This window comes from Hymenobacter persicinus (assembly GCF_004167665.1).
Taxonomy (GTDB): domain Bacteria; phylum Bacteroidota; class Bacteroidia; order Cytophagales; family Hymenobacteraceae; genus Hymenobacter; species Hymenobacter persicinus.
This window is the reverse complement of sequence record NZ_SEWE01000013.1, coordinates 72869-95198: the sequence shown is the minus strand read 5'-3', so window position 1 is coordinate 95198 and position 22330 is coordinate 72869. Positions and strand designations below refer to the sequence as shown.

At 65.7% G+C, this 22330-nt stretch carries 22 protein-coding genes; 12 read left to right on the top strand and 10 right to left on the bottom strand.

Features of this window, described 5'->3' with window-relative positions; all coding sequences use genetic code 11:
* The first annotated feature begins 13 nt into the window (after nt 1-13).
* Complete coding sequence (locus EWM57_RS08535) at nt 14-1183, top strand: glycosyltransferase (protein ID WP_129920720.1); 1170 nt, start codon at nt 14-16, stop codon at nt 1181-1183.
* A gap of 169 nt (nt 1184-1352) precedes the next feature.
* On the opposite strand, the gene EWM57_RS08530 is transcribed toward EWM57_RS08535, so the two are convergent.
* On the bottom strand, nt 1353-2420 hold the full coding sequence (locus tag EWM57_RS08530; RefSeq protein ID WP_129920719.1) for an SDR family oxidoreductase: 1068 nt from the start codon (nt 2418-2420) through the stop codon (nt 1353-1355).
* Nucleotides 2421-2999: 579 nt separating this feature from the next.
* On the opposite strand from EWM57_RS08530, the gene EWM57_RS08525 reads away from it, so the two are divergent.
* The 4 genes from EWM57_RS08525 (at nt 3000) to EWM57_RS08510 (ending at nt 6707) form a co-directional block, all read left to right on the top strand.
* Nucleotides 3000-4247, top strand: a complete 1248-nt coding sequence (locus tag EWM57_RS08525; protein WP_129920718.1) for a bifunctional 3,4-dihydroxy-2-butanone-4-phosphate synthase/GTP cyclohydrolase II — start codon at nt 3000-3002, stop codon at nt 4245-4247.
* A gap of 234 nt (nt 4248-4481) precedes the next feature.
* A complete protein-coding gene (locus EWM57_RS08520) occupies nt 4482-5093 on the top strand; it encodes a helix-turn-helix domain-containing protein (protein WP_129920717.1) in 612 nt (203 codons plus the stop codon).
* Between the two features lie 66 nt (nt 5094-5159).
* A complete protein-coding gene (locus EWM57_RS08515) occupies nt 5160-5717 on the top strand; it encodes a GNAT family N-acetyltransferase (protein WP_242510018.1) in 558 nt (185 codons plus the stop codon).
* 198 nt (nt 5718-5915) lie between these two features.
* Nucleotides 5916-6707, top strand: coding sequence for a hypothetical protein (locus EWM57_RS08510; protein WP_129920715.1), 792 nt, complete (start codon nt 5916-5918; stop codon nt 6705-6707).
* A gap of 82 nt (nt 6708-6789) precedes the next feature.
* Here EWM57_RS08510 and EWM57_RS08505 read toward each other — a convergent pair whose 3' ends face one another.
* From EWM57_RS08505 to EWM57_RS08485, 5 genes are all read right to left on the bottom strand, one after another.
* Entirely contained in the window at nt 6790-7551 is a 762-nt protein-coding gene (locus EWM57_RS08505; RefSeq protein ID WP_129920714.1) for an ABC transporter permease, read from the bottom strand.
* Between the two features lie 118 nt (nt 7552-7669).
* The gene (locus EWM57_RS08500) at nt 7670-8566 is read right to left on the bottom strand and encodes an ABC transporter ATP-binding protein (protein ID WP_129920713.1); all 897 of its coding nucleotides are present in this window, start codon (nt 8564-8566) and stop codon (nt 7670-7672) included.
* A 39-nt stretch (nt 8567-8605) separates the two neighbouring features.
* Nucleotides 8606-10357, bottom strand: a complete 1752-nt coding sequence (locus EWM57_RS08495; RefSeq protein WP_129920712.1) for a M14 family zinc carboxypeptidase — start codon at nt 10355-10357, stop codon at nt 8606-8608.
* Between the two features lie 100 nt (nt 10358-10457).
* Entirely contained in the window at nt 10458-10892 is a 435-nt protein-coding gene (locus tag EWM57_RS08490) for a DoxX family protein (RefSeq protein WP_129920711.1), read from the bottom strand.
* 116 nt (nt 10893-11008) lie between these two features.
* Nucleotides 11009-11677, bottom strand: coding sequence for a hypothetical protein (locus EWM57_RS08485; protein WP_129920710.1), 669 nt, complete (start codon nt 11675-11677; stop codon nt 11009-11011).
* 123 nt (nt 11678-11800) lie between these two features.
* Here EWM57_RS08485 and surE point away from each other — a divergent pair, with 123 nt between their 5' ends.
* Nucleotides 11801-12691: a 5'/3'-nucleotidase SurE gene (surE, locus tag EWM57_RS08480; RefSeq protein ID WP_129920709.1), complete on the top strand. Its 891-nt coding sequence runs from the start codon at nt 11801-11803 to the stop codon at nt 12689-12691.
* Nucleotides 12692-12778: 87 nt separating this feature from the next.
* Here the strand turns inward: surE and EWM57_RS08475 are convergent, their stop codons facing one another.
* From EWM57_RS08475 to EWM57_RS08460, 4 genes are all read right to left on the bottom strand, one after another.
* Nucleotides 12779-12994 carry a hypothetical protein gene (locus EWM57_RS08475; RefSeq protein ID WP_129920708.1) on the bottom strand — a complete coding sequence of 72 codons (216 nt, stop codon included), beginning with the start codon at nt 12992-12994 and terminating at the stop codon, nt 12779-12781.
* Between the two features lie 158 nt (nt 12995-13152).
* Complete coding sequence (locus EWM57_RS08470) at nt 13153-13425, bottom strand: hypothetical protein (protein ID WP_129920707.1); 273 nt, start codon at nt 13423-13425, stop codon at nt 13153-13155.
* A gap of 113 nt (nt 13426-13538) precedes the next feature.
* Entirely contained in the window at nt 13539-14873 is a 1335-nt protein-coding gene (locus EWM57_RS08465) for a sensor histidine kinase (protein WP_129920706.1), read from the bottom strand.
* A 117-nt stretch (nt 14874-14990) separates the two neighbouring features.
* Complete coding sequence (locus EWM57_RS08460; RefSeq protein WP_129920705.1) at nt 14991-15677, bottom strand: response regulator transcription factor; 687 nt, start codon at nt 15675-15677, stop codon at nt 14991-14993.
* Between the two features lie 189 nt (nt 15678-15866).
* On the opposite strand from EWM57_RS08460, the gene EWM57_RS08455 reads away from it, so the two are divergent.
* The 6 genes from EWM57_RS08455 (at nt 15867) to EWM57_RS08430 (ending at nt 22177) form a co-directional block, all read left to right on the top strand.
* Nucleotides 15867-16862: a DUF1028 domain-containing protein gene (locus EWM57_RS08455; protein WP_129920704.1), complete on the top strand. Its 996-nt coding sequence runs from the start codon at nt 15867-15869 to the stop codon at nt 16860-16862.
* Between the two features lie 41 nt (nt 16863-16903).
* Nucleotides 16904-17440 (top strand): histidine phosphatase family protein, encoded by a 537-nt coding sequence (locus tag EWM57_RS08450; protein ID WP_129920703.1) that lies wholly within the window; start codon nt 16904-16906, stop codon nt 17438-17440.
* A gap of 151 nt (nt 17441-17591) precedes the next feature.
* The gene (locus EWM57_RS08445; RefSeq protein ID WP_129920702.1) at nt 17592-18977 is read left to right on the top strand and encodes a M28 family peptidase; all 1386 of its coding nucleotides are present in this window, start codon (nt 17592-17594) and stop codon (nt 18975-18977) included.
* 50 nt (nt 18978-19027) lie between these two features.
* Nucleotides 19028-19573, top strand: coding sequence for a 2'-5' RNA ligase family protein (locus EWM57_RS08440; RefSeq protein WP_129920701.1), 546 nt, complete (start codon nt 19028-19030; stop codon nt 19571-19573).
* An 88-nt stretch (nt 19574-19661) separates the two neighbouring features.
* Nucleotides 19662-21470: a S8 family serine peptidase gene (locus EWM57_RS08435; RefSeq protein WP_165370456.1), complete on the top strand. Its 1809-nt coding sequence runs from the start codon at nt 19662-19664 to the stop codon at nt 21468-21470.
* Entirely contained in the window at nt 21467-22177 is a 711-nt protein-coding gene (locus EWM57_RS08430; protein WP_129920699.1) for a hypothetical protein, read from the top strand. The genes EWM57_RS08435 and EWM57_RS08430 overlap by 4 nt, the downstream gene beginning before the upstream one ends.
* Nucleotides 22178-22330: the final 153 nt, after the last annotated feature.

Below are 22330 nucleotides of genomic sequence, written 5' to 3'. Positions count from 1 at the left end.
CCGCTCCCCATCTATGAAGCTGCTCGTACTGCTGTCCCGGTTTCCGTACCCGCTCGATAAGGGCGACAAGCTGCGCGCGTTTCACCAACTGCGCTACCTGGCCCGGCACCACGACATCTGCCTGCTGGCCCTCACCGACGAAGCCGTGTCGGCCGAGGCGGAGGCCGCCGTGGGCCCCCTGTGCCGGGGCGGGCTGCACGTGCACCGCCTGCGCAAGCCCGGCATTGCCCTGAGCATGGCCCGCGCCCTGGCTTCGGGCCGGCCGGCGCAGGTAGGCTACTTCTACGACGCGGCCGCCCAGGCCCGCGTGGAGGCGCTGCTGCGCGAGTTTCAGCCCGACCACGTCTACTGCCAGTTGATCCGGATGGCTGAGTACCTGCGGCCCTACGCCGGCCGCTACCCTATGACGCTGGACTACATGGACGTGTTTTCGGCCGGCATGGTCCGCCGCGCCGCCAACGCCCCGGCCTGGCAGCGCCCGGTCATGGCCCTGGAAGCCCGCCGCCTGCTGGCCTACGAGGCCGAGGCCTTCGGCTGGTTCCGGCACCACACCATCATCTCCGACCAGGACCGCCAGCTCATCAACCACCCCGAGCGCCAGCGGATTCACGTGGTGCTCAACGGCATCGACACCGATTTTTTCCAGCCCCAGGACCGGCCCCGGGAGCACGACCTCGTGTTTTGCGGCAACATGAGCTACCATCCCAACGTGGACGCGGCCGTGTTTCTGGCCACCGAGATTCTGCCCCTGGTGCACCGCACCCACCCCGGTGCCCGCCTGCTCATTGCCGGCACCACGCCCGTAGCCCGGGTGCTGGCCCTGGCCTCGGAGCACGTAACAGTCAGCGGCTGGCTGCCCGATATCCGGGATGCCTACGCCGCGGCCCGGGTGTTTGTGGCGCCGATGCGGGTGGGCACGGGCCTGCAAAACAAGCTGCTCGAAGCCATGGCCATGCGCCTGCCCTGCGTGACGACCCCGCTGGCCAACAACGCCCTGCGCGGCGAACCGGGCGAGGATCTGCTCGTCGGGGAAACCGCCGCCGAACTGGCTGGCCACCTCGCCCGCCTGCTCAGCGAAGCCCCTCTGGCCGAGGCGCTGGCCGCGCGCGGGCAGGAGTTTGTGCGCCAGCACTACAACTGGGCCGCCGCCACCCGCAAGCTCGAAGTGCTGTTCGAGAAGTAGTGCCGCGCCTGCACTGAGAATTGCCCCGGCAAAAAAGCCCGCAAAAACGCCAGCGCAGCAGGGGGCTTGCGCTGGCGTTTCACTGGTTAGCCAGAGTCGGCGAACAGCTGATTGACTCCTTGGTACTGCTACGCAAATACCCTGGTGCAACAGGCCCGCGGCTGACTGCTTACGGAATCAGCCGGTCGGCGCGCAACTGGGCAAAAAGGTCAAAGAACGACTCGTCGCTGCGCTGGTACTCATGGAAGCCGGCCTGCCGACTTTTGCTCATGTCGGTCATCACTTCAATCGGGCGGCCCAGGTCCAGGTCAGTATGCCAGGCCGACGCCAGGCGGCCTAAGTCGGGCTCCGCCAGACCGTAGCGCGTGGCCAAGTCGCGCCAGAGGGGAGCCTTGTCGGCCAGCTCGGCTTCCAGCGGGTGCACGGTGCCGTCGAACCCCACGGCCTCAATGCCGAACCAGGCGGCCAGCCGCGGCCACAGCCAGCTCCAGCGGAAATAGTCGCCGTTGGTGATGTTAAACGCCTCGTTGCGGGCCGTTTCGGCCGTAGCCGCCCAGGCCAGCTGCTTGGCAATGACGCGGGCATCGGTGACGTCGGAAAGACCCTCCCACTGCGCCCGGGAGCCGGGCCAGCGGAAGGGCTCCCCGGTTTGCTTGCAGATGCTGGCGTACACGGCCAGGGTGGTGCCCAGGTTCATGGCGTTGCCCACGGCCTTGCCGATGACGGTGTGGGGGCGGTGAATGCTCCACGTAAACCCGTCGCGGGCCGCCGCGGCGTACACCTCATCCTCCTGGGCATAGTAGAAGTTTTCCAGCGCCAGCCGGGGCTGCTCCTCGCGCAGGGGCGTGGGCGGCAATGAGTTGCCCTGGGCGTAGGAATCGAATGGGCCAAGGTAATGCTTCAGGCCGGTGACCAGGGCCACGTGCTGCACCGAGTGCTTGGGGGCCAGCGCCGCCAGCAGGTTGCGCACCATCGCGCCGTTGACGCGGATATTTTCGGCCTCGGTGTCGTTGCGCTGCCAGCTGGTGAGAAAGACGTGGGTGGGGGCAACCTCGGCCAGCGCCGCTTCCAGGCTGGCGGGGTCGAGCAGGTCGGCGGCAACGGGCAGCAGGCCAGCAATATCGGTTTGGGGGCGGCGGGCCAGGCCGTAGGCGGTCCAGCCCGTGGCCAGCAGCTCCCGGGCCAGGTTGCTGCCCATAATGCCGCTTGCGCCCACAATCAGGGCTATTCTATTCATCGTCATAAGGTCAAAAAGGTGAAGAGTAACGGGAAAAGTTGTCCCGCGGCCCAGGGGGGCTGCCGCTGGTAGCCGGGCCGCAGGCCGGATTGTGAAAAGTGGTGGAAAAGGAGCGGTAGCAGCCCGTTTGCGGAATCTGGTGCAAATACCCGCTTAGGACCGGGTCCGGCGCTACGAGCACAAGAACGTCAGGAAAGGCTTGCCGAAGTGGAGGCAGTGCCGCCCCATGTGCGGGTGGCAGAGGGACTAACGGCTCCTGCCGGCCGTAGGCTCTGAGCTGCTCCAGGGCCCCGGTGGTAGCCACCTTGGGCTGAAGCAGCACCGTTGTCTGGGGTATGCATTAAAGTCGAAAGCGGGCATAAGCAGCAATTCCATTCTCTGCAAACCCCGCCAAACGGGAATAGTTGTCCCGCCCGGCGCTTTAGCAAACAGCGGCCGGCTGCGCGAGACTTTTCCCGGGCCGGCGCGGGGCGTCGGCACCGGGCCATTCGCTAAAAGAAGCCCGGACCCCGTAACTTCGCGCCACCGTCGCCGGTTGTTGTACTGCCGGAGCCGTTTTTCCACCCGCTCCCCATTCCTATGCTTGATTCCATTGAAGACGCCATTGCCGATATCCGGGCGGGCAAAGTTGTAATTGTCGTCGACGACGAGGACCGCGAAAATGAGGGCGACTTTATCTGCGCCGCCCGCTGCGCCACGCCCGAAGTCATCAACTTCATGGCCACCCACGGCCGCGGGCTGGTCTGCGCGCCCATCACCGAGGCCCGCTGCGAAGAGCTCGGCCTGGAGTTGATGGTGGGCCGCAACACCGCTCTGCACGCCACGCCCTTCACGGTGAGCATCGATTTGCTCAAGAACGGCGTCACGACCGGTATTTCGGCCTCCGACCGCAGCAAGACCATTCTGGCCCTGATTGACCCCGACACCAAACCCGAGGAGTTGGGCAAGCCGGGCCATATTTTCCCGCTTAAGGCCCGCAAGGAAGGCGTGCTGCGCCGGGCTGGCCACACTGAGGCCGCCGTGGACCTGGCTCGTCTGGCCGGCTTTGAGCCCGCCGGGGTGCTGGTGGAAATCCTGAAGGAAGACGGTGAAATGGCCCGCCTGGCCGACCTGGAGCTGGTGGCCAAGAAGTGGGACCTGAAGCTGATTTCGGTTCAGGATCTGATTAAATACCGCCTCAAAGCGGAAAGCCTGATTACCCGCGAAATTGCGGTGCAGATGCCCACCGAGCACGGCGACTTCGAGCTGGTGGCCTTCACGCAGCGCTCCACCAACGCCCAGCACCTGGCCCTGGTAAAAGGCGACATCAGCGGCGACGAGCCCGTACTCGTGCGCGTGCACAGCTCCTGCGTGACCGGCGACATCTTCGGCTCCTGCCGCTGCGACTGTGGCCCCCAGCTGCACCAGGCCATGGAGCAGATTGAGCGCGAAGGCCGCGGCGTGGTGGTGTACATGAACCAGGAGGGCCGGGGCATTGGTCTGCTCAACAAGCTGCGGGCCTACAAGCTCCAGGAGCAGGGCCGCGACACGGTGGAAGCCAACCTTGAGCTGGGCTTCGGCATGGATGAGCGCGACTACGGCGTGGGCGCCCAGATTCTGCGCGAGCTGGGCATCTCGAAAATGCGTCTGCTCACCAACAACCCCCGCAAGCGCACCGGTCTGGTGGGCTACGGCCTCGAAATCGTGGACACGGTGCCCATCGAAATTGCGCCCAACCAGCACAACCAGCGCTACCTGACTACCAAGCGCGACAAGCTCGGCCACACCATCCTGACCAAGGACCGCACCGCCCACGCCGACCCCGACGCGGCCGTGCCGGTAGGGTAATACCTGCGCTTGCTTCGTCCGCATGCATAAAAAAGCCCGTCGCGCCCCGCTCGACGGGCTTTTTTATGCATGCGGACGAAGCAACTACATAGCCACCGAATACCCTATATTCGAAACCAAGGGCAACCTTACGGTGAAATATTCAGTACCGTATTATAATTAATGAGGGAAATAAGGTACCAAAATCGTACCCTATCTTTTTAATAGATAGGAATAAGGTACAAGGCTGTTGCTATGCCCCGTAAATCTCTGTCTTCCAATACGGTGTTGGCCCGCGTGCGGGGCTACTTCGCCCTGCACCAGCGGCAGCTGGCCGAATATCTGGGCGTGAGCCCGGAGCTGATCAAACACATTGAAGCTGGTCGCCGCGTGCCCACGGCCGCGTTGCTGGCCCGGCTGACGGCGCTGGCCCAGGTGCTACCCGACCACCCGGCCGCCGACGCCACGGAGTACAACGACCTGCCGACGGTAGCACCCGCGCCGGGCCCGGTGGAGCAGCGCCTGGACGAGTGCCTGCACAAAGCCCGGCAGCTGCGCTTGAAGATGGAGGTGCTAGCCCGGCGCACCCGGTTTGCCAAGCGCTGGCAGCAGATGCTACCCGGCCTGCTGGCCGCCGCACCGGCTGCGGCCAGCGCCCCCGATCCGGCCGCGGTCCGGACCCGGGAATGGCTGCTGGCCCGGCAGGCCGAAACGGTGGCCAGCCTCGATGCCGAACGCGCCGCCGAGTGGCACCTGCTGCGGGTGCGGGCCGAAGCGCTGGAAGCTGAGGCCGTCGCCTTGGCGGCCCTGCTGCCCGAACTGCCGGACTGGGCCCGGGTGCCGGTGCTGGGCTACCCCGCGCAGTAGCTTCCCGGAAGCTGCCAGTGAATAAAAATGAGGCCGAATCTTCGGCTTTTTAGTTCTTGCGGTGACTTGTCTGCCACGTTTCGCGCCCTGCCCTCCGACGGCATTACTCTGCGCCTGATCAGCGAGGACAACCTGGCCGCCACCTACGAGTGGTTCGGGGGCTTTGCCGACTCCCGGCCCATGCGGGAAGAACTGATGCGCAACTACCTGCCCCGCTACGAAAACGGCCGGCGGACCAATGTTGGCTTTTACTCCTTGGTGGACACCGAGCTGGCCGGCCTGACGCTATTGACCGTCGACAGCTGGGAGGAGAAAACCGGCTCCGCCGGCGCCGACGTGCTCGAGCACATGCGCGGCCGCGGCATCACGCCCCGCAGCAAGCCCCACCTGTTCTACTTGGCTTTCGAGCTGCTGGGCCTCCACCGGGTGACTACCGGCTGCCTCGTGTCCAACCTGTCTTCCAAACGCTCAATTGAGAAAACTGCGGGCTTCCAGTTGGAAGGCGTGCTGCGGGAATCGGGGGTGAATGAGGCGGGAGAATTTGAGGACGAGTACCTCGATGCCATCCTGCGCCGCGACTGGCGCAGGCTCTACGATAAGGCCCGGGTGGAGGTACTGAGTTGAAGCCTCAATGCTGGTTTGAGTTGCGGTGGGTGCCCGGGTTGGAAGGACCGCGGGGGCCAGTAAAAGCGGGGCCGCGGGACGTGAACCTGCCGCCCTTTTCGGTGGTTAGGGCAGTACAGCGCCGGTTTAGGACCGAGCTTGGCCCGCGGGCAGCTGCGCCGGGTCGTCCCCCGATTTTTCGGCTATCTTTCCCCGGCTATGACCATGCTACGCTCCATTTCCCTCGTTTTGCTAACGGCCCTGCTGGCCGTGGCCGGCCGCGCCCAGGCCCAGCGCACTTCCTACGTGCAGCAGTTTGCGGGTAGCACCGTGCTGCTCACCAACGGCGACACGTTGCAGGGGCCGCTGGTGCTGCACCACGCCGAGGACGTGGTACTGATTACCCAGCCCGACAACACGGTGAGCACGCTTTCGGCCGTGGCCGTGCAGAGCTTTGCCGTGAAGGGCGAAAAAGAGCAGCGCCGCAACAACTTCTACGATTTCTACGACGCCCGCCAAGGCTATTACTACGGGAGTCCTTACTACGGCGGCATGCCGCCCCGGCAGCGGCGGGAGCGGGTTGATACGAGCCTGGTGCGCGTGTACCGCGTCTACCGCTGGAATCACGACAACGACTACAGCGACTTTAAGTCGCCGGGCTTCTTCGAGCAGCTCAGCCGTGGCCCTCAGGTGCTGCTGCGCCGCGAAATTCAGGTGGAGCGGCCCGTCAACTACGGGGCCAGCCCTTACGGCTACGGGGGCTACGGCTACGGCGGGGTGCCCCGCTACGCGGGCAGTTATACCGAAATCCAAGACAAATTCTACCTCGGCACCCCGAATGGCAACGTGGTGCCGTTGCGCAGCCCCAAGAAAGACCTGCTGGCCGTGTTCCGGGCCCAGGCTAAGCAACTGGAGCAGTACGCCAAGGAAAACAAGCTCAGCTTCACCGAGGCCCGCGACCTGGCTTTTATCGTCAACTACGCCAATTACCTGCAGGCTCAGAATAAGTAACCCTGCGGGACTGAAAACTGAAAAAGGCCGCTGATACTGCTATCAGCGGCCATTTTCGCGCAGTGCGAGCTGCTTGGCCCTGCTACAAATCCCGGTTGCGCAGCAGCAGGTAGCTCAACGCCCAGAACAGGGCCGCGTAGGCCAATGCCAGGGGCAACGCCTGGCTGGGCAGCATGGCGCCCGAGGGGCCCGTCACGGTGTCGAGCAGGGCTTGGCCGGGCGTGGGCGTGAGGCTGGAAAAGACTTTGGTGGGGAAGTACCGGTCAATTTCGTCGGGAATCCGCAGGCGCACCACGGGCTCCACCACCCAGGCGTAGAGCATGAAAGCCAGGATGGCCGGGCCGCTTTTGCGCAGCAGAAACGCCAGCAGCGCCGCCAACGACAGGTAGCCCAACGCCTGCACTCCGTAGAGTACCACTGCGCCCAGCTCCTGGGTGACTTTGGCGGCCGATTCGGGGGAGCGGGTCAGGCCGTAGAACAGGCCCACGCCCAGCACCACCAGCATCCCGAAGGCGGCCAGCAGTCCCGACACGGCCAGCTTGCCCTGCACCAGGGTCGCGGCCGAGCTGCCGTCGATAACCTGCTGGCGGAAGGTGCGGAACTGGTACTCGTCGGTAATCAGAATAATGAGCAGAATGCCCAGCAGCAGGTTGAAGTAGCTGGCCACGTAAGCCAGCTTGTGCCACACCTCGGGAAAGGCGTAGAGCGTGTTGCCCACGGCCTGCCCGTTTATCACCACGCCGCTGCCCACGGATACAAACAGAGCCAGCAGCGCCACAAACAGCAGCAGAATAAACCAGACCGTTCGGTAGGGTAGGATTTTACGAAGTTCAGCGCGTAGCATGGGGGAAAGGTGAAATGATGAAGTTGAGAAGTTGTGAAACGGCAGGGGGGAAGCAATGCCCAGGCTCCGCACGAATGCGCAAGCCGAACCGGCCACCCCTTCACCTTTCACAAGTTCACTATTTGGTGAGCTCCAGGAATTGAGCTTCCAGGCTCCGGTGACGCAGCTCCAGGCCCGCCAGAACGACGCCCTGGGCAAACAAAGCACGGTTTAGGTCGGCTGGGGTCTGGCCGGGGGCCAGCACGGCACTCAGGACCCCGCCAGCCTCGGGCTGCGCGTCCGTCACCCAGGGCAGCTGGGCCAGGGCCTGCTGCAGGGCCGCGGTGGGCACGTCGGGGGCCACGCGCACGACTATCCGGTCGGTGGACGCCAGGATGGCGCTGACCGGCCCGGCCGCGCGCAGCTCCCCGCGCTGGAGGACCGCCACGTGGGTGCACACCTTTTCGATTTCGTCGAGCAGGTGGCTGGCAATGATGATGGTCTTGCCCTCGGTGGCCAGACGCTGGATCAATTCCCGCACTTCGGCAATGCCCTGGGGGTCGAGGCCGTTGGTGGGCTCGTCGAGGACCAGCACTTCGGGGTTGCCGAGCAGGGTGGAAGCCAGGGCCAGACGCTGCTTCATGCCCAAAGAAAAGCCCTTGAAGGCATCGTGCTGGCGGCTTTTCAGGCCCGTCAGCTCCAGGGCCGCGTCCACGGTGGCGGGGGCGGCGTGCTTGATGTCGGCGGCCAGCAGCAGGTTTTGCCTCGCCGAGAGGTAGGGGAAGAAGTTCGGGGTTTCGAGCAGGGCGCCCACCCGCCGCTTGGTGGCCGCCGAGAGAGGCTGCCCAAACCAGCGCACGGTGCCGCCGTTGGCCTGTAGCACGCCCAGGGCCAAGCCCAGGGTGGTGGTTTTGCCGCTGCCGTTGGGACCGAGCAGGCCATACACGCTGCCGGCTTCCACCTGCAGGGACAGGCCGCGCAGGGCCTGGGTGCCGCCGTAGCTTTTGGAAAGATTATCGAGTTCGAGCAGGGCCATAGGGGAAAGGGCGGAGCAGAGAAAGAAGGCAAGTATACGCTATTCCACCGGCAGCCTGCCGCCCTGCCAGCGGGCCACGGGGTAGCGCAGGTGCGACTTTTCGTAGTACGGTGACTGGCGGTATACCCAGTCGAGCTGGGCAGCGGCGCTTTGGGCAAACACGGCGTTCTGGGCCTTGAGCTTTTCCAGGCGGGCCCGCAGGGCAGGGTCTTTGCGCAGCAGCTCGGCGGCCACGTCCTCGAACACGTAGTCGGAGAAGTACTCTTTCTGCTGCAGGATGCCGTCAAAAAAGCCCCAGGCGAAAAAGGAGTCGGTGGCCTGGGGTTCGAGAGCTTCCACGAGGTAGCGGGCGGCAGGCTGGTCGAGGTAGGCCACGAAGTCGCCGGCGCGGAAGGGGCGGGGCTGCTGCTCGGTGCGCAGCTCCACGCCCGAGTGCACGTAGTGGCCCTCGTAAGGGCGGGAGCCGGTTTTGTAGTCGGTAATGTAGTAGGTGTCAGCCGTCAGCACCGTGTCGCGGGTGAGGCGGCGCAGCTGCACGCCCGAGAGGCGCAGGCGGTCCAGCACCTCTTCCCAGGCTTGCGGAATCAGGTAGGCCACGGGCTTTTCCACGCTCACCACGGGCTTGAAGGTGTTGTAGTAATTGATCTGGCGGGTGTAGGGCTTGGTGCGGTTGTAAAACAGCCGGGGCTGCCCGCTCACCTCGCTGGGCCGCATTTCCCCGGCGTAGCCCCGGAAGCTGATTTTCTCGACCTGGGTGGTGTCGAGTTGCCAGCTCAGCGGGAAGGTGGTCTGGGTGAGCAGCTCGGCCTCGGCCGCGGTGCGGGCCCGGGCCAGGGTTGCCGCCTGGGCATGCACGGTGCGCACCATCAAGTCCAGAAAGTCGTACTGGGCCTTCACCCGCGGGGCGTAAGCCTTGAGCATGTGGGTTTCCGTGATGAAGCCGATGGTGTTGAACAGCGTGGTGTAACCCGTGGCATAGCGTGGGGTTTCGAGAAAGCCCACCAGCCCGCGGGCATCGGGCGTGCGGCCCTCGAAGTCCACGTAGGGCGTCATCACCGTTTTGCGCTGGGCCATGCCGCCGTACAAAGCCGGCAGCAAACTCTGCTGCATATACACGCTTAGGGCCGGGTGCAGTTTGTCGCGCTGGGTGGCAATGAGCGTCATCGTGTACTGGTAGTCGGCCCCGTCCGAGGTATGGGTGTCGACGAACACGTCGGGCTGCCACTTGCGAAACAGCTGGGCGAAGGAGCGGGCATTGCGGGAGTCCTGCTTGAGGTAGTCCCGGTTCAGATCCAGGTTGCGGGCGTTGCCGCGGAAGCCGTACTGCTCGGGCCCGTTCTGGTTGGCCCGGGTCGTGGAGTTGCGCGTGAGCATGCCGTCCACGTTGTACACCGGAATCACGACCAGGGTCACGTCGGCGAGCTGGCGGCGCAACTCCTTTTGCTGCACGTAGTCGCGCACTAAGGCCATGCTGGCGTCGATGCCTTCGGGCTCCCCGGGGTGAATGCCGTTCTGAATAAAGACCACGCGCCGGTTTTTGGCCCGCACCGAGGCCGGGTCCGCGTCGCCGTCCAGGGACACGACCACCTCGTAGAGCGGCTGGCCCACGTCGGTGGTACCGGCCGCGCGCATCGTTATTTCAGGGTAGGCCGCGTCGAGCCGCTGGTAGTAAGCCAGGCACTCGGCGTAGGTAGCGGTGGTGTTGCCGTTGCCTTTTTCGAAGGGCGTGCGCCAGTCGTCCTTGGCCGCCGGTGCGGTCAGCAGCAGGGCCGTGAGCAGAAATGAGAACATTCGGGGAAATTCTGAATGGTGAGAACTGAATGGGAAACGGGAGCCGGGGCCCGCTATGGGCTCGGCACTCACCATTCAGTCCGCAAGATTCAACATTCCCCTAGTAAAGTCGGCGGCGCGGGGCAAACATCACCTGGTCGAGGCTCAGCCGGCCCGGCCCGATAAAGAGCAGACTCAGAAATAAGATGGCCGATTCCAGGGCGTGGGAGTAGCTGTTGAAGTCGTCGCCGCTGGTCAGGTGCATGAGGGTAGCCATGAGCATGGTGCCAAACATCAGCCCGCAGGCCAGGCGAAAAAACAGCCCCAGGGCCAGCAGCTGGCCCCCGACGGCTTCGGCCAAAGCGGCCAGAAAGCCCCAGAAGGCCGGCGCGAAGTTGATGCCCACCGACTTCATGGCCCCGCCCACCTGCGTCCACTGTTCGGGCCCGCCCATCAGCTTGGGGTAGCCGTGAATGGTAAACATCACGCCGATGCCAATGCGCAACAGCAGCAGGCCGAGGTCGTGGGTGCGGTACCGGTTTTCGAACAGAGTCATAAATAGGAGAGTCCGACGGGGGGCTAGAAGGGGATAGGTCCGGGTATAGTAATATCCCCGACGCTACCAAAGTACAGGAAATAACGCGAAGTGCCGCGCTATATACCAATTCCGCCCTATTTGACTAAAAATACCCCCACAATGCGCGTAGCGGGCGGAATAGCCGACGAGGGCATGTCGGCCGAGTGGTCGGCGGGCAGGGAATTTTCGTCCAGAATCCAGCCCATGCGCTGTTGGGAGGAGATGGCCACGAAGTCGCCCTCGCTGCTGCGCACCCGGGTCAGGCCGTACACCTGCCGGGCCGCGCCAAACGGGGAGCCCACCCCAATGCCTTCGCCGGTGCGGTACTGCGGGTCGGTGATGCGGATGCGGCGCAGGGTGTAGCCCGTGGCCGCGGAGCCCACCAGCTCCAGGCGGCTCGGCGGGGCCGTGGGCTGCTGGGCGTCGGTCATCAGGTAAGCCGGGTAGGTGACGCCCTTGTAGACGTGGGTGGTTTTGGTGAGCTGGGCGGCGGGCACCCGGGCCAGCAACGATTTTTCACTCATGCCCAGCGCCAGCCGGCCCGCCCGGCCGGGGCTGAGCAGGTGGAGCGAGTCGGGCTGGGTGCCGGCGGAGGCCAGCCGGGCCGCAGCGGCTTTGGGGTCGGCCGGAGCGTCGGGGGCCACGAAGGGCTCGGGACCGGCGGGCGCGGTGGCAGTTGCAGTGCTGGTGGCGGGCGAGTCGCAGGCGGCGGCAGCTAGCGCAAGCAGCGCGGCCGCCAAGGAAACGGGCAGGCGTGGAAGCATAGCTGGGCTATACGCGCCGGGTGCGGCTGGCGTTGGCCGCGCGGCCCGGTGCGGGCTGATTCCGACCGAAAGCGCCCGTTCTACGTACCTTAGCGCAGCTTTCTTCACCCAAACCCCGCTGCCGTGGCTGCCAAAAAATCCAAACCCCTGATTCTGATTTCCAACGACGACGGCATCACGGCCCCCGGCATTGCCACGCTCGTGCGCGTGATGCGCCGCATTGGCGAAGTGGTGGTCGTGGCGCCCAACTCGCCCCAGTCGGGCATGGGCCACGCCATTACCATCGGCACTTCCCTGCGGCTCGACCCAAGCACCATCTTCGAGGGCATTGAGGCCTACGAGTGCAGCGGCACGCCCGCCGACTGCGTGAAGCTGGCCAAGCACCGCGTGCTCCAGGACCGCCGGCCCGATCTGGTGGTATCGGGTATCAACCACGGCTCCAACTCCAGCGTGAACGTGCTGTATTCGGGCACCATGTCGGCGGCCATCGAGGCGGCCATTGAAGGGCTGCCCGCCATCGGCTTTTCCCTGTGCGACTACGGCCACCTGGCCGACTTTTCGCACACCGAGGAGTGGATTGAGCACCTGACCCGGCAGGCGCTGGCCAACGGCATTCCCGCGGGCACGGCCTTGAATATCAACATTCCCAAGAAGTCGGCCCACCCCATCAAGGGCGCCCGGCTGTGCCGGCAGGCCCGGGCCAAGTGGCAGGAAGAGTTTGATCTGCGTTACGACCCGCACCGGCGCCCTTACTACTGGCTCATTGGCAACTTCGTCAACGAGGACCAGGGCGAGGACACCGACGAGGCCGCGCTGGCCGCCAACTACATTTCCATCGTGCCCTGCCAGTTCGACCTGACGGCCCTGCACGGCCTGGCCGAGATGAACGAAAGCTGGACCCTGGACCTGGCCGGCAAGAAACCCGCCGCCAACCCCGTACACCGGGAAACGGCCACGGATAAAACCCTGGCGGCCCCCCAAAAAAACCGGGTCAAGAAAGGCGCCAAAAGCTAACCGCCCCACCGGTAGCAAGCCGCCACAAAGCCGAAAGCCGGCCCCGGAAACTGCATTCCGGGGCCGGCTTTCGGGCTTTTAAGGAGGTTAGCGGCGCGGATGCACAACCGGCAGGGCGGGCACCGTGCGCACGAGCTTGGGCGTGGGAGCCGCCTGCGCCGACTTGCGCACCAGCGGAATAGCGGCCACCGGGGGCCGGGCGTGGGACGGAGTCAGCCAGAGCCGCAGGGCCAGCAGGCCGGCCAGAAACAGGCCCAGCACGAGCAGCAGCTTTTTCAGGGTGGAAGCGGGCAGAGAAGTCATTGCCCGAAACTAATCCGGCGTACATGAATTCCGGGTGAAAAAGCGGCTTGAAAAGGCTGATTACCGCATTTTTTGCGCCGGACCGGCTCGGGAAGCCCCTAAAAAACAAGACCCCGGCGCCGGCCGGGGTCTTGCTCAAAAAAAGCAGGCAGCGACACTTACATGTTGCTGGACGTGGTTTTCTTGGTGTGGGTCATTTTGCTGCTGCTCGTGGTGCGGCGCACGGCGGGCTTGGTGGTGGCCGTTTTCGACATGGTCATGGTCTTGCTCTGGCCGCTGGGCGTGCTGACCTCGTGGGTGCGGGTCGAGGTTTGCTTGGTGCCGGTGGGCGTGGCCGTGGTGGTAGTCGACGACGACTTGGTTTGCACGGCCTGGGCGAAGGAGGCGGCCGAAACGAGCAGGGCGGCGAGCAACAAAGCGGACTTTTTCATGGCGGAGAGAAATGTGTGGTGGGAGTTGAAAAGAAATGAACTGACCGAAGCTACGCTACCCACATGAAGCCCGCGTGAACGGGCCTGCGGAGGAGCTTGGCGGCCGTTGGCCTTTACGTAAAGTCGAGAAAAAACGTCGAGCCCCGGCCTAGCTCCGAGCTCACGGAGAGGTGGGCGCCGTGAAATTCGGCAATGGTTTTGGCAATGGGTAACCCTAGGCCGTAGCCTTCCGGGGAGGCCGCCCCGCTGTTGAAGCGCCGGAACCGGTCGAAGAGGTGGGGCAGGTTTTCGGCCGCAATGCCCGGGCCGGAGTCGGCCACCGACAGGCGGTAGCCGCCGCCGTGGGGGCCGCCGAGCACCGTGATGCTGCCGCCCTCCCGGTTGTACTTGATGGCGTTGGAGAGCAGGTTAAACAGCAGCGTAAACACCAGCGCGTGGTTGGCGGCGGGCAGCACGTAGTCGGGTCGCAGCTCCAGGCGCAGGGCCAGGTCGCGCTGGGCCAGCCGGTCGTCGAGCTCATTCGTGACTTCGGCCAGCACGCTTTGCAGCGACACCTTGTCTTCGCGCAGGTACTGCTCGTTTTCGATGTTGGCAATCAGCAGCAGGGTTTTCACCGTGTTGCGCAGCCGGTAGAGCGTTTTCTGCGAATCCACGATTTTCAGCGAGTGGGCGTGGCCTAGCTCGGGGTCCTGGAGCATGTTCTCGAACCGGGACTGCAGAATGGACACCGGGGTGAGCAGCTCGTGCGACACGTTGGACATGAACTCGCGCTCCTTTTCGAAGGCCGACTGCACCTTGCGCATCATCTCGTTGAGGCTCTCGTCGAGGCGGCGAAAGTCGGTGGTATCAGTCTGGATGGGGGCGTAGGGAAAGGCCGAGGGGTGGTGCACGCCGCGCAGCTTGTTGGCAATGAGCTGGCGCAGGGGCCGCAGCAGGTAGTGGGCAAAGGCCGCATCGGTAAGAATGGTCAGCGCGGCCCCAATCACGAGCACCCAGAGGGCCATGTGGCGCAGCGTGTCGGTGAGCAGCTCCACGGTGGCCAGGCTGCTCCCGATTTCGAGGTGGTAAGTGCGGGGGTTCTGGCTGGGCAGGGTGTAGCCCAGAATGCGGAAGTCCTCGATTTCGTTGTCGACCTGGCGCTGCTCGTTGAAGATGCGCACCGCGTCGGGCCGCCCGGCCGGGAGCGAGGCCACGGGCGTCAGGGTAATGTATTCCTGCTTGAGCAGGTTATAGTCGGCGTAGGCCTCGCTGTGCTCCTCGCGCACGAAGGCCGAAATCCCGTCGCGCTTCACCAGGGCCAGCACTTCCCCCATTTTCTCGTGCAGGCGCTGGTCGGTGTGGGCCACGGCCACCCGGCTCACCACCGGCGGAATCACCACGGCCCCGAGCAGCACCAGCAGCAGCTTGGACAGGGCATTGAACAGGGCCAGTTTGGCTTCGAGGCGCATTCTTTACGTGAGCTTGACTGGTGAAAGGTTAAATTGGCCAGCAAACTGCTCTGGCAAGGCGGCTTGGTCAGCTCAGGCGAGCCAAGGCGCCGGCCTCAACATCCAGTATAAACAGAATCACCCGGCCTCCGCCACCCGGTAGCCGATGCCGCGCACGGTTTCCAGGAAGTCGGTGGGAGCGTACTGGCCGAGCTTCTTGCGGATGTTCTTGATGTGCACATCGATATAGTTCGAGTCGGAGTCGTCCTCGAGCACGTTGCCCCAGAGGTGCTCCCCGAGCTGCAGGCGGGTCAGGACGCGGTTTTTGTGCAACAGCAGGTAATGCAGCAAATCAAACTCCTTTTTGGTGAGGGTCACCTCCTGGCCTTCGTGGCGCAGCACCCGGCCCGTCACGTCGAGCTGAAAGCCCCGGCCAAAGGGAATTTCCTGACGCTTGAGCCCGAACTTGCGGCGGGTAATGGCCTGCATCCGGCTCAGCAGCTCCAGCAGGGAAAACGGCTTGGGCAGGTAGTCGTCGGCGCCCAGGTCGAGGCCCTTGATCCGGTCGTCGAGGGCCCCGCGGGCCGTCAGGATGATGAACGAGGCTTCCTGACGCTCATTTTCCTTGGCCTCGCGCAGCAGACTCAGCCCGTCGCCGTCGGGCAGGCCCAGGTCGAGCAGCACGAAGTCGTAGCCGTTGACAAATATTTTCTCGGAGGCCTCGGCCCGGGTGTAGGCCGAGTCGACCAAGTACTGGGCCTGGGTCAGAAACTGCCGCACTTCCTGGTGCAGGCTTTTTTCGTCTTCAACAATGAGAACGTGCATGGCGGTGGGTTGGATTACTGGGCACAACATACGCAACCCGGCCGTGAAGAGTGCATGAAGCCGGTTTCGACCCCTGCCCGACGTGTCCACCAAGCCCCGCAAAGCTGCCCCGCGCAAGCTGAACCGTGGGCCGCTACTGCGGGTTTGGCCATATCTTGAACCGTTTTACATCCTACCATCCTTTTTACTATGCTTAGATCCGCGTTCCTACTGCTACTGACCGCCGGCGCCCTGATTCGCCCGGCCGCCGCCCAGGTCTATTCCGCCACCGACCCGCTGGCCCACACTTTTTCCATCGTGGCCCGCGACCCGCTCACCGGCGACTTGGCCGTGGCCGTGCAGAGCCACTGGTTTTCGGTGGGCACCGCCGTCAGCTGGGGCGAGGCCGGGGTGGGGGTGGTGGCTACCCAGTCGTTTACCAATAAGTCGTTTGGAATGCGGGGGCTGGCCCTGCTCAAAAGCGGCAAAACGGCCCAGCAAGCCCTTACCGAGCTGCTGGCCACCGATGAAGGCCGCGACGTGCGCCAGGTGTCCATTCTCGACGCCAAGGGCAACGTGGCTACGCACACCGGCAAGAAGTGCGTGGATATGGCCGGCCACCAAGTTGGCGCCCAGTTCTCGGTGCAGGCCAACATGATGCTCAACGCCACGGTGTGGCCCGCCATGGCCAAGGCCTACGAGCAAAATATGAAGCTGCCCCTGGCCGAGCGGGTGCTGGCAGCGCTCGACGCGGCGCAGGCCGCGGGCGGAGACGTGCGCGGCCGGCAGTCGGCGGCCCTGCTGGTGGTGCGCGGTAAAGCCAGCGCCGCCCCCTGGGACGACCGGCTCATCGACCTGCGCGTGGACGATAATGAGGCCCCGCTGACCGAGCTGGCCCGGCTGCTGCGCCTGCACCGCGCCTATGAGCACATGAATGCTGGCGACCTGGCCGTGGAGAAAAACGACATGCCCGCCGCCATCCGCGAGTATGAGGCGGCCGAGAAAATGTTTCCCCAGAACCTGGAAATGCAGTACTGGCACGCCATTACGCTGGCCAACAAGCAGCAGCTGCCCGCCGCGCTGGCCTTGCTGGGACCCATCTTCCGGCAGGAGCCCAACTGGCGCACCCTCACCGGCCGCCTGCCCAAGGTGGGCCTGCTGACCATAAGCCCGGCCGAGCTCAACCAGATTCTGAGTTTGAAATAACCCGCTTCCTGCTGCCTTCTTCCATTTCTAGCGCTGCCTTTATGTTTGCACGTTCCCTGCGCGGGCTGTTCCTGCTGCTGTTTTTGGCTCTGGCCGGCTGCGCCGGCTCCCGGTCCGCGGGCTCCGAAACCACCGTTTACCTCGTGCGCCACGGCGAAAAGGACCTCGCACCCGGCCTCACCGACCCGCTGCTGACGCCGGCCGGGGAGCAGCGCGCCCTGGCTTTGCGCGACGAGCTGGGCCAGCGCCGGATAGCGGCCATCTTCACCACCGACACCAAGCGCACTCGCGCCACGGTAGCCCCGCTGGCGGCCAAGCTGAGCCTCACGCCGCTGGTGTACAGCGCCAAGGACCAGGCCGCGCTGGCGGCCCAGATCCGGCGCGACTACGCGGGCAAAGCCGTGCTGGTGGTGGGCCATTCCAACACCATCCTGGAAATGGTGGAAGCCTTGGGGGCCGCCCGGCCCGTGTCCAGCATTGCCGACGCCGCGCATGATTACCTGCTGGAAGTGCGGGTGCCCGCCGCCGGCTCGCCCACGGCCACGGCCCGACGCTACGGCGCCCCGAGTCCTAAATAAGCCCGTTCAGCTTCGGGGGCGCTAGCCAAAAAGTAGCCAGCTTCACGCAGCCCGGCCGGGTTTCCTGTTACCTTAGCCCGCCGACGGGAACCCAGCCGGGGTGGCCTGGCGCCGTTTTCCGCCGGTTTTATTCGCTGAATCAACTTCTCCTATGCGCGCTTTCTTCCGCCGCGGCCTGCTGCTCGCCAGCCTGAGGCTGCTCACCCTTCCGGCCCTGGCCCAGACCACCAAAACCGACTCCGTCAACATCCGCAAAATCTACGATGAGGCCCTGCTGCGGGGGCAGAGCTACGACAACCTGCGCCAGCTCACGAGCCAGATCGGGGCGCGCCTGAGCGGCTCCCCCCAAGCCCAGCAGGCCGTCGACTGGGGCAAGGTACCCATGGAAAAGCTCGGCCTCGACCGGGTATATCTGCAGGAGGTGATGGTGCCGCACTGGGTGCGCGGGGCCAAGGAAAAGGCCGAAATCAAGCCCGCCAAGGGCAAAGGGGTAGCTCTGAACGTGTGCGCCCTGGGTGGTTCGGTGGGCACCGGCGGTAAGCTGCGCGCGGGCGTGGTGGAGGTTAAAAGCTGGGCCGAGCTGGCCGCGTTGCCCGACAGCAAGGTCAAGGGCAAGTTCGTGTTCTTCAACCGGCCCATGAACCCGACCTACATCGAAACCGGCCGGGCCTACGGTGAAGCCGGCGACCAGCGCCGCAACGGGGCCGTGGAAGCCGCCAAGCGCGGGGCCGTGGGGGCCCTGGTTCGCTCCCTGAGCCTGGCCCACGACGATTTTCCCCACACCGGCATGATGCGCTACGACGAGAAGGTGACCAAGCTGCCCGCCGCGGCCCTGAGCACCAACGGCGCCGACGAGCTCAGCCAACTGCTCAAGGCCGACCCCGGCCTGACCCTGGAGCTGGAAATGAACTGCCAGAGCCTGCCCGAGGTGAAGTCCTACAACGTGGTGGGGGAAGTCCGGGGCTCGAAGCACCCTGACGAAATCATTGTCGTCGGGGGCCACCTCGATTCCTGGGACCTGGGTCAGGGCGCCCACGACGACGGTACGGGCTGCGTGCAGAGCATGGAAGTGCTGCGTCTGCTCAAAGCTACCGGGTTGCGGCCCGAGCGCACGGTGCGGGCCGTGCTGTTTATGAACGAGGAAAACGGCGTCCGTGGCGGCGAACAGTACGCCGCGCTGGCCAAGGCCGCCGGGGAGAAGCACCTGGCCGCCATGGAGTCCGACGGCGGCGGCTTCACGCCCCGGGGCTTCAACATTGAGGCGCCCGAGGCCACGGTGCGCAAAATGCAGCAGTGGCAGCCGCTGTTCGAGCCTTACTTCAGCGGGCTGTTCGTGGCCGGTCACTCCGGCACCGATATCGGTCCGCTGAAAGACCAGGCCAAGGCCCTGGTTGGCTACGACTGCGACTCCCAGCGGTACTTCGATATTCACCACACCGCCGCCGACACCTTCGACAAGGTCAACCGCCGGGAGCTGGAACTCGGCGGGGCCAGCATGGCCAGCCTGGTGTATCTGCTGAGCAAATACGGCCTCTAAGGCCCGGAAACGGCGCCTCAGGATGCAGTTCGGGGCGGAAATTTCTGGCTATGGATTCTCTGTTTCTCGTTGCGCTGCTGCCGCCGGAGCCGGTTTTCTCCCAGCTCTGGGCCCTGAAGCAGCAGGTGCACCAGCGCACGGGCAGCCGCAACGCCGTGCGCCTGCCCCCGCACCTTACCCTGGTGCCGCCCACCCGCCAGCCCGACGGGTTTGAGGCGGACTGCCGCCGGGCGTTGCAGGCGTTTGCCACCACCCAGCCGCCCTTTTTCGTCGGGCTGGAAAACTTTGCCTGGTTTGGTGCCCGCACCCTGTTTGTGCGGGTTAGCGAGGCCCGGGGCGTGCAGCAGTGCCACGCCGCCCTGACCGCCTGGCTGGCCACGCACCTGCCGGCCGTGCCCGCCGAAACCCGTCCCTTTACCCCGCACCTGACCCTGGCCACCCGTGACCTGCCCGCGGCGCTGGTGCCCGAACTCCAGCAGGATTTCGCCGCCCGCCGCTACGCTGCCACCTTCGAGGTACGCTCCATCACCCTGTTTCGCCACGACGGCCGGCAGTGGGTGGCAGTGGCGGAGGTGCCGCTCGGTCCCGCGCGGTAGCGGCACCGCGGCGCCGGCATTTTCCGTAGGTGTTTTCCGCGCCGCTTGCGCATCGTACCTTCCGCCTGTTATGGCCGCTTTTTCGCTTTTGTCCGCTTTCCCTTTTCTGGCCCCGGTGCGCCGGGCCGCTTGCGGCCTGCTGCTGGGCGCTGCCGGGCTGAGCCTTGCGCTGCCCGGCACCGCCGTGGCCCAGACCCCGTCCAAGGCGGCCTACTGGGTGCTGCTGCGCGACAAGGCCGGCACCCAATTCGACGCGGCTCACTACTTCAGCGCCCCGGCCCGGGCCCGCCGCCTGCGCCAGCAGTTGCCCGCCTGCGACAGCACCGACTTTCCCGTGCGGGCCGACTACGTGCGTCAGATCAGCGCCCTGGCCGATACCGTGACGCTGGTCAGCCGCTGGTTTAACGCCGTGGCCTGCCGCGCCACCCCGGCCCAGGCCGCCGCCCTGCGCCGCCTGCCCGGCGTGCGGGCGGTGGAGCTGCGAAGCGCCGTTACGCTCCAACCCGCGGCAGTCCGCCCGCCCGCGGAGGGTGCCCGCATGGAAATTTCAGCGGCCAACCGCCGCTTAGCCCGGCAGCAGACCGCCAGCCTGGGCGCGGCGGCATTCCGGCAGGCGGGTCTGGCGGGGCAGGGGCTGCGCATTGCCATCTTCGACGTGGGCTTTATCAGCGCCGACAAGCACCCGGCCTTCCAGCAGCTGTTTCAAGACAAGCGCGTGGTGCTCACCCACGATTTTGTGCGCAACAAGGCCGACGTGTTCGTGGGGGGCTCCCACGGCACGGAGGTGCTGTCCTGCATTGCCGGGCAGCTCCCCGACGGTACCCCGCTGGGCCTGGCGCCCCGGGCCGAGTTTCTGCTGGCCCGCACCGAGCGGCCCTGGCGGGAGCTGTACGCCGAGGAAGAAGCCTGGCTGGCCGCCGCCGAGTGGGCCGACCGCAACGGGGCCGACATCATCAACTCATCCTTGGGCTACACCGACCGGCGCTACTTTCCCGAGCAGATGAACGGCCGCACCAGCCTCGTGGCCCGGGCCGCCGAGCTGGCCGTGCGCAAGGGCATCCTGGTGGTAAATGCCGCCGGCAACGACGGCGATGACGAGGACTGGCACACCGTGGGCACGCCCGCCGATGGCGACTCGGTGCTGGCCGTCGGGGGCCTCGACCCCGACACTTACCTGCACATCGACTTCAGCAGCTACGGCCCCAACGCCGCCCGCCGCCTGAAGCCCAACGTGGTGGCCTTCGGCTCGGTGCTGGCCGCCGCGCCGGGGGGCTACTCCCCGGTGGAAGGCACGTCTTTCGCCAGTCCGCTGCTGGCGGGCTTCGCGGCCTGCGCCTGGCAGCAGGAGCGGGGCCTGACGGTGATGCAGCTGTTCGAGAAGATTCAGCGCTCCGCCGATTTGTACCCGTACTTCGACTACGCCCACGGCTACGGCACGCCCCAGGCCCGCTTTTTTCTCCCGAATCAGCCCGCCGCGCCGCCCGCCGTACCCACCTTCGACATTCTGCCCCGCGACAGTGCGTTGGCCGTGCTGATCCGGCCCGAAGCGGCGCTGCTGCCGGCCCGCACGTTGCCGCTCTACGCCGATTCTGCCGACGTGCCGCCCGCCGCCGAGAAGCCCGCCAAGGCCCCGGCGCTGGGGCGCGAAACCCCGGCCACCCAGTCCCAGCCCACCAGCCCCGCGGCCCCGGCGGAAGCCCCGACCCCCGGCCTGCCGCCCGCGCACCCCGATTACCTGTACTGGCACATTGCCGACCGTCGCAACGTGCTGCGCTTCTACGAGGTGCGCGAGGTAAACCAGCGGGCCGTGCTGCGCATTCCGCTTTCCCGCCTGCGCGCCGGCGATACGGTGCGGGTGTTGTACCGGGGCTTTATTCAAACGTATTCCGCACAATGAGGCCTCGGTTTCTTCCCGTTTTGCTCGGCGCGGCGCTGAGCCTGCCCGCCGCGGCCCAACGCGTGCTGCTGCGCGAAAATGTGGCCAACGACACCGTGGCAGCCACGTTTGGTCCCAACCGCGCCTACTTCAGCCACGTGTTTGTGGCCTACGGGCTGGTGCTGGGCCCGGCCGCGGCCCCGGGCGCCGCCGTGCGCTACGGCCGGTCGGCGGAGGTGCAGCTGGGGCTGCGCAACAAGTGGCGCCTCACCCAGTCCGCCGCCCTGGGCCTCGACGTGCGCTACGCCCGTCCGGTGTTTCATTTGGCGCAGCATGCGCAGAAAACAGTGCCCAACGCCACCCTGCACGCCCGGGAATACTTGGCCTTGCCCCAGGCCCAGGCCGAGGGCTTTCTGCGGCTCAACTACGGCCGCCGCGGCAATGCCATTGGCCGCTACCTCGACTTGCTGGGCGGGGGCGGCTGGGTGATAAGCTCGGCTCACCACTACGAGGACGGGGCCGCCAGTGGGGCCCGGAAGGTGCAAACCGCCGAGCGGGGGCTGACCTACGTGAACCGCTGGAGCTACAGCGCGGGTGCCCGCCTGGGCTCGGGCCGCTTTGCCCTGGTGGGCCGCCGCCGCTTTTCCGACGTGTTTCGCGCCACCGAAGGCACCCGCTACCCGGAACTGCCGCGCTGGGTGCTGGGGCTGGAACTGAGCTGGTTGTAGCGGCCCGCTGGCCGGATGGTAGCACAAAGCCAGGCTGGGGGCGGACCGGGCCGCCGCCGGCAGTTTGGCCCGGCAAGGAAAACGCCCCTGGGGCGGGGGAATATTCAACCCGCACCCGGCAACCCTAGAACTATTTTTGCGGTACATGATTTA

Excerpts from the sequence above, each read along its gene's own strand:
- EWM57_RS08535 (WP_129920720.1), top strand. The coding sequence starts at position 14 with ATGAAGCTGCTCGTACTGCTGTCCCGGTTTCCGTACCCGCTCGATAAG.
- EWM57_RS08530 (WP_129920719.1), bottom strand. The coding sequence starts at position 2,420 with ATGAATAGAATAGCCCTGATTGTGGGCGCAAGCGGCATTATGGGCAGC.
- EWM57_RS08525 (WP_129920718.1), top strand. The coding sequence starts at position 3,000 with ATGCTTGATTCCATTGAAGACGCCATTGCCGATATCCGGGCGGGCAAA.
- EWM57_RS08520 (WP_129920717.1), top strand. The coding sequence starts at position 4,482 with ATGCCCCGTAAATCTCTGTCTTCCAATACGGTGTTGGCCCGCGTGCGG.
- EWM57_RS08510 (WP_129920715.1), top strand. The coding sequence starts at position 5,916 with ATGACCATGCTACGCTCCATTTCCCTCGTTTTGCTAACGGCCCTGCTG.
- EWM57_RS08505 (WP_129920714.1), bottom strand. The coding sequence starts at position 7,551 with ATGCTACGCGCTGAACTTCGTAAAATCCTACCCTACCGAACGGTCTGG.
- EWM57_RS08500 (WP_129920713.1), bottom strand. The coding sequence starts at position 8,566 with ATGGCCCTGCTCGAACTCGATAATCTTTCCAAAAGCTACGGCGGCACC.
- EWM57_RS08495 (WP_129920712.1), bottom strand. The coding sequence starts at position 10,357 with ATGTTCTCATTTCTGCTCACGGCCCTGCTGCTGACCGCACCGGCGGCC.
- EWM57_RS08490 (WP_129920711.1), bottom strand. The coding sequence starts at position 10,892 with ATGACTCTGTTCGAAAACCGGTACCGCACCCACGACCTCGGCCTGCTG.
- EWM57_RS08485 (WP_129920710.1), bottom strand. The coding sequence starts at position 11,677 with ATGCTTCCACGCCTGCCCGTTTCCTTGGCGGCCGCGCTGCTTGCGCTA.
- EWM57_RS08475 (WP_129920708.1), bottom strand. The coding sequence starts at position 12,994 with ATGACTTCTCTGCCCGCTTCCACCCTGAAAAAGCTGCTGCTCGTGCTG.
- EWM57_RS08470 (WP_129920707.1), bottom strand. The coding sequence starts at position 13,425 with ATGAAAAAGTCCGCTTTGTTGCTCGCCGCCCTGCTCGTTTCGGCCGCC.
- EWM57_RS08465 (WP_129920706.1), bottom strand. The coding sequence starts at position 14,873 with ATGCGCCTCGAAGCCAAACTGGCCCTGTTCAATGCCCTGTCCAAGCTG.
- EWM57_RS08460 (WP_129920705.1), bottom strand. The coding sequence starts at position 15,677 with ATGCACGTTCTCATTGTTGAAGACGAAAAAAGCCTGCACCAGGAAGTG.
- EWM57_RS08455 (WP_129920704.1), top strand. The coding sequence starts at position 15,867 with ATGCTTAGATCCGCGTTCCTACTGCTACTGACCGCCGGCGCCCTGATT.
- EWM57_RS08450 (WP_129920703.1), top strand. The coding sequence starts at position 16,904 with ATGTTTGCACGTTCCCTGCGCGGGCTGTTCCTGCTGCTGTTTTTGGCT.
- EWM57_RS08445 (WP_129920702.1), top strand. The coding sequence starts at position 17,592 with ATGCGCGCTTTCTTCCGCCGCGGCCTGCTGCTCGCCAGCCTGAGGCTG.
- EWM57_RS08440 (WP_129920701.1), top strand. The coding sequence starts at position 19,028 with ATGGATTCTCTGTTTCTCGTTGCGCTGCTGCCGCCGGAGCCGGTTTTC.
- EWM57_RS08430 (WP_129920699.1), top strand. The coding sequence starts at position 21,467 with ATGAGGCCTCGGTTTCTTCCCGTTTTGCTCGGCGCGGCGCTGAGCCTG.